This is a genomic window from Lysobacter stagni (genome assembly GCF_030053425.1).
Taxonomy (GTDB): Bacteria; Pseudomonadota; Gammaproteobacteria; order Xanthomonadales; family Xanthomonadaceae; genus Lysobacter_J; species Lysobacter_J stagni.
The window spans coordinates 937112-951073 of the sequence record NZ_JASGBI010000001.1; the positions used below are offsets into that span (position 1 = coordinate 937112).

Sequence of the window (13962 nt, forward strand, 5' to 3'; positions counted from 1 at the left end):
ACTCAGCGCGCGGCTGAGGTTTCCAGCGCCGCGCAGGCCGGATCGCGGCGCAGCTTCGACATCCACTTCTTGTCCGACTCGCTGCACTGTGCGCGCAGCTTGTCCTGTTCGGCCGCCAGGTCGGCGGCGCGGCGAGCCGCGACCATCTCGTTCACGCGCGCCTGCTGCCACTGCGCGACCTTCGCGCGGATCTGCGGCATCGCCGCCAGCGCGGCGCGTTCGCCTTCCATGATCGCGTTGTTGCGCTGCTCGAAGTCGGCCGGACCGATCTCGTTGACCATCGGGCGGATCACCACATCGGCCCGCGCCAGCTCCTGCTGGCCGAGCTTCTGGCCCATGATCGTGATGGACTGGTTGATGTTGCCCAGCACGCTGCCCGGATTCTTGCCACTGGCCTTGCTGGAGATGTCCACCGCGATGACGATGTCCGCGCCCAGCTGGCGCGCCGCATCCACCGGCACCGGGCTGACCACGCCGCCGTCCACGTAGTGGAACTTGCCGATCGCGACCGGCTCGAACACGCCCGGGATGCTGCTGGAGGCGCGTACGGCCTGGCCGGTATTGCCGCGCACGAACACCGTGCGCTCGCCGCTTTCCAGCTGCGTCGCCACGGCGGCGAACGGCCTGCGCATGCGCTCGATGGATTTGCCGCCCACCAGCTGGTTGACGTAGTCCTGCAGCTTCTGGCCCTTCACCACGCCGCCGGAGAACAGGCTGACGTCGCGGATCTCGGCTTCATCCAGTGCGAAGGCCTGCTTCTGCATGGCAAAGGCGTCCATGCCGCTGGCGTAGAGCGCACCGACCACGCTGCCGGCGCTGGTGCCGGACACCACTTCCGGCTGGAAGCCGTTGGCTTCCAGCATCTTGATCACGCCGATGTGGGCGAAGCCCTTGGCCGCGCCGCCGCCCAGGGCCACGCCGATGCGCGCCTTCGGCGGAGCCGGAAGCGGCGATACCACGGTGGTGGAAGGCGGTGTCGGTTTGACGGCCTCGCCGCCGCAGGCGCCGAGCAGAACCGCCAGGGAAGCCAGGAGCACGGGGCGCAGCGAACGGAGCGGGGTCATGGTCGGGAATGGTGGCGATCAGCGGCGCAGCATACACGCGCCCGCACGGCCGGTTGCGGCAGGCGATCGCGGAAAAGGACGCCGCGCTTCGTCCGCGTTCATGCGCCGCCTTTGCCTCAGCGCAGCGCCTTGCGAACCACCAGTTTCAGGCCGGACCAGACCTCGTCCACGGCACACACCTTCACGTCGACGAACCCCAGCGGCAGCGCGACCGCGCGGATGACGTCCTCGGTGATGTCCGTGGGCACCTTCGAGGCCTTCTTCGGCCAGGACACCCACACCATGACGTCGGCGGCGAGGACGTCGCGGCACGTCGCCAGCGCGATCTCCAGCGCCGCTCGTTCGCGGCAGAACAGGTGTGCGAGCGCCACGCCCGCCGCCGGGCGCGAGACGAATCGCACGCCCGGCGACAATGGTCCGAGCAGGTCGGCGTAATGGGCGGGCGCGTCGTGCGCCCACACGGTCATGCCCTCGCGCAGGCCCAGCTTCTTCGCCAGCGGCGTGCCCGAGTACCCGCCCATGGGCGCTCCATCAGAAGTTGTTGTCGCCGTCGAGGATGCGACCCAGACCGCCGAGCACGGAACCCTCGCCACGGTTCTGTCCGCCGCCCTGCGGTGCCGCGGCCAGCATACGGCCGGCCATGCGCGAGAACGGCAGCGATTGCAGCCACACCTTGCCGGGGCCGGTGAGCGTGGCCAGGAACATGCCCTCGCCGGCGAACAGCATGCTCTTGATGCCACCCACCGAACGCACGTCCATCTGCACGGTGTGGTGGTAGGCCATGACGCAGCCGGTGTCGACGTCCAGGCGTTCGCCCGCGCGCAGTTCGCGTTCGACCACCGTGCCACCGGCGTGCACGAACACCCAGCCGTCGCCTTCCAGCTTCTGCATGATGAAACCCTCGCCGCCGAACAGGCCGGTGAGGATGCGCTTCTGGAATGCGATGCCGACCGATACGCCACGCGCGCCGGCCAGGAAGCTGTCCTTCTGGCAGATCAGGCGACCGCCGTGTTCGTCCAGTTTCATCGCCAGCACCGTGCCGGGGTACGGCGCGGCGAACGCAACACGGGCCTTGCCGCTGCCGGTCTGCGTGAACACGGTGGTGAACAGGCTCTCGCCGCTGAGCACGCGCTTACCGGCGGAGAAGATCTTGTCGAGCACGCCGCTGCCCGCCCCCGGGCCACCGTCGCCGAACACCGTGTCCATCTGCACGGAGGCGTCCTTGTACATCATGGCGCCGGCCTCGGCGATGGCGCTTTCGCCCGGGTCGAGCTCCACTTCCACGAACTGCATGTCGTTGCCGACGATGCGGTAATCGATGTCGTCGCTGCGACCGCGCGACGACGGCGCCGGAGGCGGCAGGTGCATCGGCGCGACACCGCTGGCCTCGGCGAACTCGGGCATCGACTTCACCGCCTGCCAGCCGGACAGGCCCTCGCGCCAGCACAGATCGTCGGGATGCTGGCGCGCATGCGCGCGCGCGGCGTCGGGATCGAGCGGACCGATGCGCTGCGAGTTGCCTGACGAGACGAAGTACCACTGGGTCATGAAGGTGTCCTGCGTGGGCGGAAGCGGCGAGTGTAGCGGCGCCGCGCGGCGGCGCATCGGCCTGTGGTCATGGGCCCGCGCGTCGCCGGACCGCGCCGGCGCAACGTCAGGCGAGCGCCGCCAGTGCGGCGTGTCGCGCGTGCAGCGCGGTGGTATCGAACAGTGGCACCTGCGCATCGTCCGCGCCGACGAGCAGGCCGATCTCGGTGCAACCCAGGATCACACCCTGCGCTCCGCGCGCCACCAGCCGTTCGATGATTGCGCGGTACTGCGCGCGCGACTCCGCGCGGATCGTGCCCAGGCACAGCTCTTCGTAGATCACGCGGTGCACGGTGTCGCGGTCGTCGGCCTCGGGCACGAGTACTTCCAGTCCGTGGCGTTCGACCAGCCGCTGGCGGTAGAAGTCCTGCTCCATCGTGAAGCGCGTACCGAGCAGACCGATGCGCTGCAGTCCCGCGCGCCGGATCTCCTCGCCCGTCGGATCGGCGATGTGCAGCAGCGGCAGGCCGCTGGCGGACTCCACCGCGTCGGCGACCTTGTGCATGGTGTTGGTGCAGATCACCAGCAGCTCAGCGCCGCCGGCGCGCAGCGCGCGGCCGGCATCGGCGAGCACGGCGCCCGCCGCGTCCCAGTCGCCGGCATGCTGCAGGCGCTCGATCTGCGCGAAGTCCACGCTGTACAGCAGCAACCGCGCCGAATGCAGCCCGCCGAGCTGCTCCTTCACCGTCTGATTGATCAGGCGGTAGTAGGGAACCGTCGACTCCCAGCTCATCCCGCCGATCAGGCCCAGCGTCTTCATGGCGATCTCCTCAGGCCATCGCCTCGACCATCTCCCGCTCCAGCGAGCGATCCGGATGTGCGCGGATCGCATCCAGTTGCTGGCGCGACCAGTCGCGATGGAGGCGGCCGTCCACCATCAGCATCGCACGGTTGATGAAGCGCTCGGCGATGTCCAGCGAATGCGTCGCCAGCAGCACCGTCGTACCGTGTTCACCGCACAGGTGGCGCAGATGCTCCTTCAACGCATACGCGCTGGGTGGATCCAGACCGTTGAGCGGCTCGTCCAGGACGAGCAGCGACGGCTCACCGAGCAGTCCCAGCGCGATGCCGACCTTCTGCCGCGTCCCCAGCGAACACTGGCCCAGCCAGCGATCCAGCACCGGTGTCAGCGCCAGCGCTTCGCAAAGCGCGAGCGTGGACGGCGGAATCGCCGGCAGGCCGCGCGCATCGGCGAACAGCTTCAGGCACTCGCGAACGCTGAGCACCGGCGGCAGGCGCGATGGATCGATGGACAGGCCGAGACCGCGCTTGGCTTGCAGCGGCTCGCTCTGCAGGTCCGCACCGCCGATGCGGATGTAACCGCTGTCGGGCGAGACCACGCCGGCGATGCAATGCAGCAGCGTGGTCTTGCCCGCGCCGTTGGGGCCGATCAGCGCTGCGAATTCGCCCGGCGCCAGCGAAAGATCGATGCCGCGCAGGATCGGCTGGCCATCCACGCCGTAATGCAGGCTTTCGATATGCAGCGCATTCATGCGTGTGTGTTCCTCATCGCGTGTGCCATCCGCCACGCCGCCGGTGCGCACACGACCGCCAGCGCGGTCGCCCATTCCAGCATGCGAATCCATGAGAACCCCAGCAGGAGATTGCCCAACAACGCAGTCGTCGTCGCGCAGGTGAGCGCGATCAACGGATAGCGCGCCATCGCTTTCCGAGCCGCCGCGGCATCCACCGGCGTCGCACGCAGGAGTTCCAGCGCCTCGACCACGGTGCGCAGGCTGACGCGCAACGCGAGGCTGGCCCACAGCCACGGCACGACCATCAGCAGCACGCCTGCCGCGAGCGTCAGCCCCATCCGGTCCGGCAGCAGCACCAGCATGGCGCCGACCAGCCAGAAGTGACCGCCCTGCCCCAGCCGCCATTGCAGGACGACGGCGCGGCGTTGCCAGTGCAGCACCGCGCCGAGGGGCATCGGGGTCGTCAGCACAAAGGTCGGCTCGCGCCGCCCCGCGCGCGGCACGGCAAGCGCGCGTTCCCGGCGCGTCGCACGCCAAAGCGCGATACCGAGCCCGGCGACGAGTCCTGTCGCATACGGTGCAAACGAAGCGGGTACGAAGTCGCGCGCATCGATCCACGCGCATGCCGCCAGCGCGCACCACGTGCCGAGGCCGATCAGCAGATGAGCGATCGCCACGACGAAGATCGCGCCACGCGTGCGCGTCGAGGAGATCGGCAGCGCCGCCAACCAGCCCGTGCGCAGTTCCATCGCCAGCAACGACAGCTGTCGCGATGCGAGCGTGGCGACGATCAGCGTGGCGAAGATCGCCCCCGGGACGGGAAGCGCGGCCAACAGGCGAAGGATCGCGGAGGACGCGCCGGTCAGCGCCAGCACGGCGACCGCGGCCACCAGCGCCGCCGTCCACGCCACGCCTTCGCCCACGGATGGTCGCGTGCGCAGCAGTGTGCGGCGGTACTGGTCGAACCACGGATGCAGCGTGGGCAGTCCCATGCGCATCAAACCGCTCCGGTCACGGGTTGGCCGGTTTGCGCCCGAACTTCTCTCCGAAGAAATCGCCCGCGTTCCATACCGGACGCTGTGGCGCGTCGGCGATCAGGCGGCCGATGCGCGCGTTGAGCTTCGCCAGTCGAGCGGCGTCGCCGTACTGGATCGGCTGCGAGAGGTCGTCGCCGGGCTGGTGGTAGCGCTCGCGCAGGAAGGCCTCCAGGATCTTCTTCGCGTCGCCATCCACGCCCTCGTAGCCACCGTCCAGGTACACCGCCGGAATGCCCGCGCGGATGAAGGCGTACTGGTCGCTGCGAACGAACACCACTTCCTCCGGCGACGGATCCGGCGACAGCGACACCCCGATCTCCTTCGCCGCCTGTTGCACCAGCGGCTGCAGCGTGGAGTGCTCCAGGCCGATCGGCACCACGTCCTTCGTCGGCGCCAGCAGAATCGGCATGTCCATGTTGACGTTGGCGACCATCGATTCCTGCGGCACCGTGGGGTGACGGGCGAACCACTCCGCGCCCAGCAGGCCTTTCTCTTCCGCCGTCACCGCGACGAACAGCAGCGAACGCTGCGTGGCCGGGGCTTCGTGCGCGAGGCGATTGGCCGCCTCCAGCATCACCGCGATGCCCAGCGCGTTGTCGAGCGCGCCGTTGTAGATGGCATCGCCATCCACGGGCGCACCGATGCCGACGTGGTCGAGGTGCGCGCTGAACACGACGTGCTCGTTCTTCTTCGATGCGTCGGCGCCGTCCACCCGCGCCACCACGTTGCGCGAATCGATCGGCGTGATCTGCGTGTGCGCATTCATGCGAACGGTGCCGGGCAGGTCGAACGCCTGCAGCTTGCCGTCGCGCAGCGCCTGGAACAGGCCCTTGGCGTCATGGCCGGATCCTGCCAGCAAGGCATCGGCGGCCGCCGCGCTGACACTGGCGCTGACGCGCAACTGCGGGAAGGTATCGATGCCCTTGCCGTCGTCGCCGCGCAGGCGCATGGCCGGGCGGTCCCAGTTGCGCGCACCGCGTTCCCACGGCGAACGCGTCTGCTCGTCATCGGTCTGCACGACGATCACCCCGACCGCGCCACGACGCGCCAGCTCCTCGGCCTTGGTGCGGCGCGAGGAATAGAACGCGCGACGGTCGTTGTCGAAACGCGCCGGTGCGCTGCCGAACATCACCGCGATCTTGCCCTTCACATCGACGCCGGCGAAATCGTCGTGCTTCAGTTCCGGCGCATGGACGCCCTGGCCCACGAACACCGCCGGGGCCTCCACGCTGGCCTGCGCCTCATTGAAATTGACGCCGGGCAGGAACTCGTCGCGGAACACCAGCGCGCGCTCCTTGCCGTCGCGCGCGATCACCAGCGCATTGCCGTCGGCCTGCGTCACGCCGCGCAGCATGGGCACGCGCTGGTAGTACGAACCGTCGTCGCCCGCCGGCGCCAGACCCAGCGCGCGGAAGCGCTGCGCGACGTACAGCGACGCCACGTCGTAGCCGCGGGTGCCGGCCTCGCGACCTTCCAGCAGGTCGTCGGCCAGGAAACGCACGTCCGCCTCGATGCGACGTGCATCGGCACTGGCGCTGGCGTCGTAGGTTTCCTTCACCGGCACGGCGGCGGTGGGCGGGGCCTCGCGCTGGCAGGCGGCGAGAGCGAGGGCAAGGCTCAACAGCGTGATGCGGCGCATGGGCGGTCCGGCGATCAGGTGAAGCGGGGACGCTATCACCCGACCATCGGGCCGCCAAATGCCGGAAGCGCGGATCAGGGCACCGGCAGGAACGTCCCGATCAGCACCATGGTCCACAGGAAACCGCCGGCCACCAGCCAGAGCCAGTTCGCCCACGTCAGGCGGCGGTTCGATGCGCCATCGGGCTGCCCGCAGGCCGCATTCGCCGCGCGCTGCATGTTGACCATCGTCCACGCGATGGGCGCCAGCAGGATCACCGGAAGCAGGTCGGCGATCCGGGAGACCCCTTCGGGAACACGGCTGGCGATCGTGCTGACGATGGTGAGCACGACGAATGCGGTCGCGGTGAGGCTCGGCGACCACGCATACCGGATACCGGAACGATGCAGTCGTTCGTCGATCTCGCCCGCGAGTTCGTGGGTGAAGAAGATCGCGAACAAGGCACGCGCCGCCGGCCACATGTCCTGCCGGCGGAAGCGCTTGTAGCGCGCCCAATGCATGTAGAACCAGAAGACCGGATACAGGCCGAAGGTGGCCAGGTACAGCAGTACGAGCTTGGTCGTGCCGACAACGAAGAATTCGGTGCCGGTGGCTGCTTCATCCGCGGCATCGGCCACCGCTGCGGCCGGCGGTGCGTACAGGTTCTCGCTCATTGTGGTTCCCCCCCAGGAGAATCCACTCTAACCAGCGGGTACGCGTGTGGCTACGGCTCGCGCCTGGGAGGAAAACGGACGACCACGCCGCGTGTGCGCTCCGGGCGATTCCACAGCACCGGAACGTCGCGCGGCGGCGGCGGCTCCAGTTCGTCCGACAGCGGCACGATGCTTTCTTCCTCGTCTTCCCAGCTGTAGCGCTTGCGCGGCGGAAGCGGGTCGGCCCCGCGAAACAGCCAGGCGGCAATGACGCCCGCGATGGCGCCGCCCAGGTGCGCCTGCCAGGACACGCCCGGCTCGCGCGGGAGGATCGTCAGCAGCATGCCGCCATAGAACATGAAGGCCAGCATCGCCGCGGCGATGGAGGCGCGGTCGCGGCGCAGCACGCCGAGAACGAAGATCAGGAACATCAGCCCATGGGTGACGCCGCTGGCCCCCAGGTGGCGGGTGCCAGGGTCGCCCAGCAGCCAGGCGCCCAGCCCTGAGCCCAGCCACAGCAGCGGCAGCGCGCGGAGCGTCGCGCTCGGGTAGAGGCCGCCGGCCAGCGTGCCCAGCATCAGCAGCGCGATCGCATTGGCCGCCACGTGTTCGAACGAGCCGTGCAGCAGCGGCGCCGTCAGCAGGCCCACCAGCCCTTCCGCCGACCACGGCTGCACCGTCCAGGCGCCCACGTCGAAGTGGCCCTGGGCGCTGAACACGATCGCCAGCAGCAGCACGAAGGCCAGGCTCAGGTTGAAGGCCCGCAGCCAGCGGCGTTTGTCGGCCGCGCGCTGGGCGGGGGTGTCGGGTACCGGCTCGGGTGTGGGCAGGTGCATGCAGAGCACATTGCGCCCGGGGCCGGCGATTGCAACCCGCGTCGCGCGGGCTGAACCGTCCCGCCCGTGGGCCATGCGACGCAGCGCACGTAAAATGCCCGGATGAACGCCCCCCTCCCCGCCGTACGCCTCAAGAACGCCTGGAAATCCACCCACCCTTGGATCTTCCAGCGCCTGGTCGAAAAGCCCGCCCAACGCCCCAAGCCCGGGTCCATCGTCGACGTGCTCGGCGTGGACGGCGACTGGATCGGCCGCGGCTTCTACAACGGCCATTCGCGCATCGCCGTGCGCATCCTGGAAGCCAACCCGGACATCGAGGTCGACGCCGGCTGGTTCGCGCGCAAGATCGGCGAAGCCGTCTCGCTGCGCCGCGACGTGCTGAAGCTGGACGCGGTCAGCGACGCCTGGCGCGTGGTGCACAGCGAGGGCGATGGCCTGTCCGGTCTGGTCGTGGACCGCTACGGCGACCTGCTGGTGGTGGAGTTCTTCAGCGCCGGCATGTTCCGCCACCGCGAGTGGGTCTACGACGCGCTGAAGGCGCAGTTCCCGGGTTGCCGCTTCTACAGCTTCGCCGACGAGCACGTGCAGAAGCAGGAGAGCTTCGACTTCCGCGGCAGCGAACCGGTGCCGCCGTCGGTCATCACCGAGTACGGCGTGAAGTTCCGCGCCGATCCGGCCGGCGCGCACAAGACCGGCTTCTTCGCCGACCAGCGCGAGAACCGGGAATGGCTGTCGCAGCAGGTCGAAGGCAAGACCGTGCTGGACCTGTGCTGCAACACCGGTGGCTTCGCGGTGTACTCGTCCGTGCGTGGCGCGGCCGAGGTGACCGGCGTGGACATCGACGCCGACGTGATCGAGATCGCCAAGGGCAACGCCAAACTCAACAACGTGCGCCCGCGCTTCGTGCAGGCCGACATCTTTCCCTGGCTGCGCGATGCCGGTATCCGTGGCGACCAGTACGACGTCGTGATCCTCGACCCGGCCAAGATGACGCGCGACCGCGAGCAGGTCATCCCCGCGCTGAAGAAGTACCTGGACATGAACAAGCTCGCGCTCGGCGTGGTCAAGCCGGGCGGGTTGTTCGCCACGTTCTCCTGCACGGGTCTGGTGAGCGAGGAGCAGTTCCTCGACATGCTGCGCCGCGCCGCCTACTACGCCGGCCGCACCGTGCAGGTGCTGAAGGTGTCCGGGGCCGGCGCCGACCACCCGTGGCTGGCGCAGGTGCAGGAATCGCGTTACCTCAAGGCGGTGTTCTGCCGCGTGCTGGATTGATGGCGTTCTCCCCGCGGAGGCAGCCGGCCTCGCATCGCGTGTGCGTCTCACCGCCTGAGACGCACACCGATACACTGCAGGCTGCATCGAACCGCAAGAGGCTGCACCCATGACCACGCTGATCTACGTGGCCTGCGCCGCCATCGTGCTCATGCTGCTCTACGTGGCCTGGCTGCTCACCCGCCTGGCACGCGGCCAGGGGAATTCGGCACAGACCGCCGAGCTGGCCACGCTGCGCGACGCCGAACGCGCCAAGGCCATCGATCTGTCCGCTCTGCAGGCGCGCCTGGGTGAGCGCGATGCCGAACTGGTCGAGTTGCGCGCACGCCTGGACGGCGAGCGCGGCGAGGTGTCGCGCCTGCGCGAGGCACTGCAGCACCTGCACCAGCAACAGGCGCAGACCCAGGCCAATCTTGCCCACGCCGAGCAGGCCAAGGCCGAGATCAAGGGTTTCCTCGAGTCCGCCCAGTCGAAGCTGTCGGCGACCTTCGCCGAGCTGGCCGGCAAGACCTTCGAGGAACGCGGCGCGCAGTTCGAGCACAACGTGCGCACGGCGACGCAACAGTCCAAGTCCGACATCGAAACGCTGCTCAAGCCGTTCGCGGACCAGCTCAACACGTTCCGCAGCCGGGTGGACACCGTCTACGGCGAGGAAGCGAAGGAGCGCGCCGCGCTGGCCGGTGCGGTGAACGAGCTCAAGACGCTCAACCAGGACATGGCCGTACAGGCCTCGGCACTGACGCGCGCGCTGAAGGGAAGCGCCAAGGTCCGTGGCGACTGGGGCGAATTGATGCTGGAGAGCGTGCTGCGTGGTTCGGGCCTGGAGGAAGGCGCGCATTACGAGCGGCAGGCGACGAGCGAGGACGACGAGGGCCGCAAGCTGCGGCCGGACGTGATCGTGCGCCTGCCCGGCGACCGCCGCATCGTGGTGGACAGCAAGGTCAACCTGGTCGACTGGCAGCAGGCGATGAACGCCGAAACGCCGGAAGCGCAGGAAGACGCACTGCGTCGCCATGCCGTCGCGCTCCGCCAGCACATGAAGGACCTGGCCGAGAAGAACTACCCGCGCGCTGTGGGCGATTCCGCGCTGGAAGTCACCGTGCTGTTCGTGCCGATCGAAGGCGCGCTGTCGGCCGCGCTGGGTACGGACGCCGCGCTGCAGACCGACGCGTTCGCGCGCGGCGTCGTGTTCGCCTCGCCCAACACGCTGATGGCGGTGCTGCGCGTGATCGAGCGGCTGTGGACGCGCGACAAGATCCAGCGCGAGGCGATCGAGATCAGCAAGTCCGGTGGCCTGCTGCTGGATGCGCTGCAGAACTTCATGGCCGAATTCGACCAGGTCGGACGCAAGCTCACCGACGCGCACACCGCGTTCACCGATGCCCGCAGCAAGCTGTCCGAATCGAGCCACGCGGTCATTCCGCGCGCGCGGCGCCTGGTCGAGCTGGGCGTGAAGGGCAAGAAGGCGCTGTCGGCGGAACTGGAACCCGAAGAGCCGGTCCTGCCGCTGGCGCTGGAGCGTTCCGGTTCGGACGACTGAATCGTTTGGACGAAGGCCCTTCGATCGGGCGCGTCCGCAACGACCGGAACAGAAAAAGCCCCGATGGCGACATCGGGGCTTTCTTCGTTTGCACCGCCTGGTTCCGTGCGGTCAGCTGCCGTCGGTCGGCATCACCGGCATCGCATCGACCGGCACCTGCGGGTTGGTGTCGTCGCGCAGGTAGTCCGGCAGGCTGTCGGCGTCGTCGCGGTTCATCCGGTCGCCGAAGATCTGGTAGTCGCGACGCTGCATCCACGCGTCGCGCACGAGCGTGTAGTCGTCCTCGGCACCTTCACGGAAGCTGTCGGTGGCCAGCAGCTGCGCGCGGACGTCGACCAGCTGCAGGCCCTGCAGCGGAATGCGGATGCGGTCTTCCTCGACCTGGCGCAGCGGGCTGAGCGGCGCGTCGCCGACCATGCCGAAGGTGTCGCGCAGCGTGCGCGGGCCGAACAGCGGCAACTCGACGAAGCGGGACTTCTTCCAGCCCCACACGCCGAGCGTCTGGCCGAAGTCCTCGCTCTTGTTCGGCAGCTTGGCATCCGACGCCGGATCGAAGATGCCGGCGATGCCCAGCGTGCTGTTGAGCAGGAAGCGCCCCAACGACTGTCCGGCCTGCTTGGGCTTGCCCTGCAGCAGCGCGTTGATCGCCGAGACCGGCTGGCCGAGGTTGTTGAAGAAGTTGCTGACGCCCAGACGGAACGGACGCGGCACCACCTTCACGTAACCACGCGCGAGCGGCCGCGCGACCGTGCGGTCCACCGCGTTGTTGAAGCGGTGCATCTGCCGGTTGTAACGCTCCCACGGATCGAACGTGCTGGGCGTGTTCGCCGGCGCAGGCAGGTTGGGGTCGCCGTACTGGCCGTAGATCGCCTCGTAGTCGCGCTCGGCCTCGGTGGGCGCCTGCGCGGCGGGCTCGGTGCCGGGCGGGATTTCGGTCGGCGGCTCCACCGGCGGTTCGACCGGCGTGGGCGCGATCTCCGTCGGCGGGGTCGTGTCGGTCGGCGGCACCGGCTGGGCCGGTGGCGTCGGAGTTTGCGGAGCGGGCGTGACCGGAGCTGGCTCGGTCGGCGGTGCCGGCTCCGTGGGACGCTGCACCGGTTCGCCTTCCTGCGCAGCCTTCACGCATTCACGCGCCTTGGCGGCGTCCTGGCCGGCTTCCTTCATGCAGCGCTCGAACGCCTCGCTCTGCTGCCCCGACAACGGGCGCACGAGAATCTGTGCGTCGCCGATCAACGGGACGCTGGCGAGCACGAACGCGAGTAGTGGTGCGTGAGGGCGCATGGTCGAAGTGTAAGGGGCTCGGGAAATTCCAGCCGACCGCAAGCGCGGTCATGGCCGGAACGGAGTGTCGCGGCTCAGCTGCCGAAGGCGAGCGTGCGGTCGAGGCGATACGCCGCGCGCAGCTCCGCCAGGCCCGTCGGTTCGCCGATCACCTCGACGATGCCAAGGCGTTCGCACAGCTCGGCGAGCAGGGCCAGGCCCGCGCTGTCGACCGACTGCACCGCGCGCAGGTCGAGAATGCGTGCCGACGCATTGCGCACCTGCGGCCAGAGCGTGGCGACGGCGGTGCGCTCGAGCGCACCGCCGAAAGCGAGGGTGTCACCGTCCTGGCGGACCGTCGCGGTGGCCATGGTCAGTTCGCGGCGGCCTGTGCCTGCAGCTTGCCGGCCTTGATGTCGGCAGCGACCTGCGGGATCGGCTTCTGCTTGAGCGGGGCATCGAACTGGTTGCGGAAGGTCTGCACGAAGCTGACGCCTTCCACCATCACGTCGAACACCTTCCACTGCGTGCCGACCTTGCGCATCAGATAGTCGACCGGCACCGCCTCGTTGCCCTGGCGCAGGTACTCGCTGGACACCTTGACGATGGCGCCGCCGCGCAGCGGGGTTTCCGACTTCACGCGCACCTTGAGCTTGCTGTTGAGGTCCAGCAGCGAGGAGCCGTAACGCTGCATCAGGCTGTCGGCCAGTGCATCGGCGAAGACCTTCACGTCGGCATCGGAGGCGCCGCGCGCATGCACGCCCAGCACCAGGCGGGCGGAGTAGTCGCGGTCGAACATGTTGTCGAACTCGCTGGCGATGAACGTGCGCAGCGCGGCCCGGTTCTGGGTGAACTCGGCGCGGCGCGATTCCAGCGTGGCGAGGATGCGGGTGCTGTTGCTCAGCACCAGCTGGCTCGGCGAGGCGGCCGCGGCGGCGGTCGCCGCCGGAGCGGGTGCGGCCGGGGCGGCCTGGGCCAGCACGGCGGCCGGCGCGGCCACGGCCAGGGCCGCGGTGATCAGAAGGGTCAGCGAACGGTGGGGGGTGCGCGTCATGGGGTCTTGGTCTCGTCCGTGGGGGCGGCTTCGCCCTTGAGATAGTCGGGAACAGCGGCCTCCTGGCCGGCGTTCTGGGCGGCATTGTCGGCAGGCTTGGCGCCACCTCCGCTGAACATGTACTTGCCGACCAGCTGGATCAGGTCGACGGCCGACTGCGTCAGGTAGATCTCGTCCCCGGGCTTGAGGTTCTCCGGGTCGCCGCCCGGGGCCAGGTTGACGTAGCTCTCGCCCAGCAGGCCGCTGGTCAGGATGCTCGCCGCGGTGTCGGCCGGCAGCTTGTCGTACCGCCTGTTCACCGCGAGGGTGACAACGGTGTCGAACTTGACGGGATCGACGTCGATCTTGGCGACATGTCCGATGGCGACGCCACCGATCTTGATCGGGGCGTTGGGGCGAAGTGCGCCGATCGTCGAGAAACGTGCCGTCAACTCGTAGGTGTCGCCACCGACGCCCCAGCGACCGTTGGTGGAGGCCAGGGCCAGCACCAGCAGCGAGGCGAGCGCCAGCAGTAGGAAGGCGCCGACGGCGAATTCGATTCGGGGAGCGCGGATGCTCATAGGCGG

At 69.0% G+C, this 13962-nt stretch carries 15 protein-coding genes; 2 read left to right on the top strand and 13 right to left on the bottom strand.

Translation table 11 applies throughout. From position 1 onward, the window contains the following. Positions 1–2: 2 nt before the first annotated feature. The 9 genes from QLQ15_RS04185 to QLQ15_RS04225 all read right to left on the bottom strand — a co-directional run bounded on the left by QLQ15_RS04185 (position 3) and on the right by QLQ15_RS04225 (position 8270). A complete protein-coding gene (locus QLQ15_RS04185) occupies positions 3–1064 on the bottom strand; it encodes a patatin-like phospholipase family protein (protein WP_283211590.1) in 1062 nt (353 codons plus the stop codon). Positions 1065–1180: 116 nt separating this feature from the next. After that, positions 1181–1585, bottom strand: coding sequence for a DUF3052 domain-containing protein (locus QLQ15_RS04190; protein WP_283211591.1), 405 nt, complete (start codon positions 1583–1585; stop codon positions 1181–1183). Positions 1586–1595: 10 nt separating this feature from the next. Then, positions 1596–2612, bottom strand: a complete 1017-nt coding sequence (locus QLQ15_RS04195) for a TIGR00266 family protein (RefSeq protein WP_283211592.1) — start codon at positions 2610–2612, stop codon at positions 1596–1598. A gap of 106 nt (positions 2613–2718) precedes the next feature. Then, positions 2719–3411 (bottom strand): aspartate/glutamate racemase family protein, encoded by a 693-nt coding sequence (locus tag QLQ15_RS04200; RefSeq protein ID WP_283211593.1) that lies wholly within the window; start codon positions 3409–3411, stop codon positions 2719–2721. Positions 3412–3421: 10 nt separating this feature from the next. Further along, positions 3422–4144 (bottom strand): ABC transporter ATP-binding protein, encoded by a 723-nt coding sequence (locus tag QLQ15_RS04205; protein WP_283211594.1) that lies wholly within the window; start codon positions 4142–4144, stop codon positions 3422–3424. Further along, complete coding sequence (locus QLQ15_RS04210; protein WP_283211595.1) at positions 4141–5124, bottom strand: hypothetical protein; 984 nt, start codon at positions 5122–5124, stop codon at positions 4141–4143. Before QLQ15_RS04210 ends, QLQ15_RS04205 begins: the two co-directional genes overlap by 4 nt. Before the next feature lie 13 nt (positions 5125–5137). After that, positions 5138–6802, bottom strand: a complete 1665-nt coding sequence (locus tag QLQ15_RS04215; protein WP_283211596.1) for a M28 family metallopeptidase — start codon at positions 6800–6802, stop codon at positions 5138–5140. Positions 6803–6876: 74 nt separating this feature from the next. Beyond that, positions 6877–7455 (bottom strand): hypothetical protein, encoded by a 579-nt coding sequence (locus QLQ15_RS04220; RefSeq protein WP_283211597.1) that lies wholly within the window; start codon positions 7453–7455, stop codon positions 6877–6879. Between the two features lie 50 nt (positions 7456–7505). Continuing rightward, positions 7506–8270: a rhomboid family intramembrane serine protease gene (locus QLQ15_RS04225; protein ID WP_283211598.1), complete on the bottom strand. Its 765-nt coding sequence runs from the start codon at positions 8268–8270 to the stop codon at positions 7506–7508. 102 nt (positions 8271–8372) lie between these two features. On the opposite strand from QLQ15_RS04225, the gene QLQ15_RS04230 reads away from it, so the two are divergent. Continuing rightward, entirely contained in the window at positions 8373–9542 is a 1170-nt protein-coding gene (locus QLQ15_RS04230; protein WP_283211599.1) for a class I SAM-dependent rRNA methyltransferase, read from the top strand. A gap of 109 nt (positions 9543–9651) precedes the next feature. Then, positions 9652–11082, top strand: a complete 1431-nt coding sequence (locus QLQ15_RS04235; protein ID WP_283211600.1) for a DNA recombination protein RmuC — start codon at positions 9652–9654, stop codon at positions 11080–11082. Positions 11083–11193: 111 nt separating this feature from the next. Here the strand turns inward: QLQ15_RS04235 and QLQ15_RS04240 are convergent, their stop codons facing one another. From QLQ15_RS04240 to mlaD, 4 genes are all read right to left on the bottom strand, one after another. After that, on the bottom strand, positions 11194–12246 hold the full coding sequence (locus QLQ15_RS04240; protein WP_432277840.1) for an MlaA family lipoprotein: 1053 nt from the start codon (positions 12244–12246) through the stop codon (positions 11194–11196). A gap of 191 nt (positions 12247–12437) precedes the next feature. Beyond that, positions 12438–12713, bottom strand: a complete 276-nt coding sequence (locus QLQ15_RS04245; RefSeq protein ID WP_283211602.1) for an STAS domain-containing protein — start codon at positions 12711–12713, stop codon at positions 12438–12440. A 2-nt stretch (positions 12714–12715) separates the two neighbouring features. Further along, on the bottom strand, positions 12716–13396 hold the full coding sequence (locus QLQ15_RS04250) for an MlaC/ttg2D family ABC transporter substrate-binding protein (RefSeq protein WP_283211603.1): 681 nt from the start codon (positions 13394–13396) through the stop codon (positions 12716–12718). Further along, positions 13393–13956 carry an outer membrane lipid asymmetry maintenance protein MlaD gene (gene mlaD / locus QLQ15_RS04255; RefSeq protein ID WP_283211604.1) on the bottom strand — a complete coding sequence of 188 codons (564 nt, stop codon included), beginning with the start codon at positions 13954–13956 and terminating at the stop codon, positions 13393–13395. Before mlaD ends, QLQ15_RS04250 begins: the two co-directional genes overlap by 4 nt. Between the last annotated feature and the right edge of the window lie 6 nt (positions 13957–13962).

Bases quoted from the DNA above. Each gene is read 5' to 3' on its own strand.
- QLQ15_RS04200 (WP_283211593.1), bottom strand. From the start codon at position 3,411: ATGAAGACGCTGGGCCTGATCGGCGGGATGAGCTGGGAGTCGACGGTT.
- QLQ15_RS04195 (WP_283211592.1), bottom strand. From the start codon at position 2,612: ATGACCCAGTGGTACTTCGTCTCGTCAGGCAACTCGCAGCGCATCGGT.
- QLQ15_RS04185 (WP_283211590.1), bottom strand. From the start codon at position 1,064: ATGACCCCGCTCCGTTCGCTGCGCCCCGTGCTCCTGGCTTCCCTGGCG.
- QLQ15_RS04210 (WP_283211595.1), bottom strand. From the start codon at position 5,124: ATGCGCATGGGACTGCCCACGCTGCATCCGTGGTTCGACCAGTACCGC.
- QLQ15_RS04190 (WP_283211591.1), bottom strand. From the start codon at position 1,585: ATGGGCGGGTACTCGGGCACGCCGCTGGCGAAGAAGCTGGGCCTGCGC.
- QLQ15_RS04220 (WP_283211597.1), bottom strand. From the start codon at position 7,455: ATGAGCGAGAACCTGTACGCACCGCCGGCCGCAGCGGTGGCCGATGCC.
- QLQ15_RS04215 (WP_283211596.1), bottom strand. From the start codon at position 6,802: ATGCGCCGCATCACGCTGTTGAGCCTTGCCCTCGCTCTCGCCGCCTGC.
- QLQ15_RS04240 (WP_432277840.1), bottom strand. From the start codon at position 12,246: ATGAAGGAAGCCGGCCAGGACGCCGCCAAGGCGCGTGAATGCGTGAAG.
- QLQ15_RS04250 (WP_283211603.1), bottom strand. From the start codon at position 13,396: ATGACGCGCACCCCCCACCGTTCGCTGACCCTTCTGATCACCGCGGCC.
- QLQ15_RS04245 (WP_283211602.1), bottom strand. From the start codon at position 12,713: ATGGCCACCGCGACGGTCCGCCAGGACGGTGACACCCTCGCTTTCGGC.
- QLQ15_RS04205 (WP_283211594.1), bottom strand. From the start codon at position 4,144: ATGAATGCGCTGCATATCGAAAGCCTGCATTACGGCGTGGATGGCCAG.
- mlaD (WP_283211604.1), bottom strand. From the start codon at position 13,956: ATGAGCATCCGCGCTCCCCGAATCGAATTCGCCGTCGGCGCCTTCCTA.
- QLQ15_RS04225 (WP_283211598.1), bottom strand. From the start codon at position 8,270: ATGCACCTGCCCACACCCGAGCCGGTACCCGACACCCCCGCCCAGCGC.
- QLQ15_RS04235 (WP_283211600.1), top strand. From the start codon at position 9,652: ATGACCACGCTGATCTACGTGGCCTGCGCCGCCATCGTGCTCATGCTG.
- QLQ15_RS04230 (WP_283211599.1), top strand. From the start codon at position 8,373: ATGAACGCCCCCCTCCCCGCCGTACGCCTCAAGAACGCCTGGAAATCC.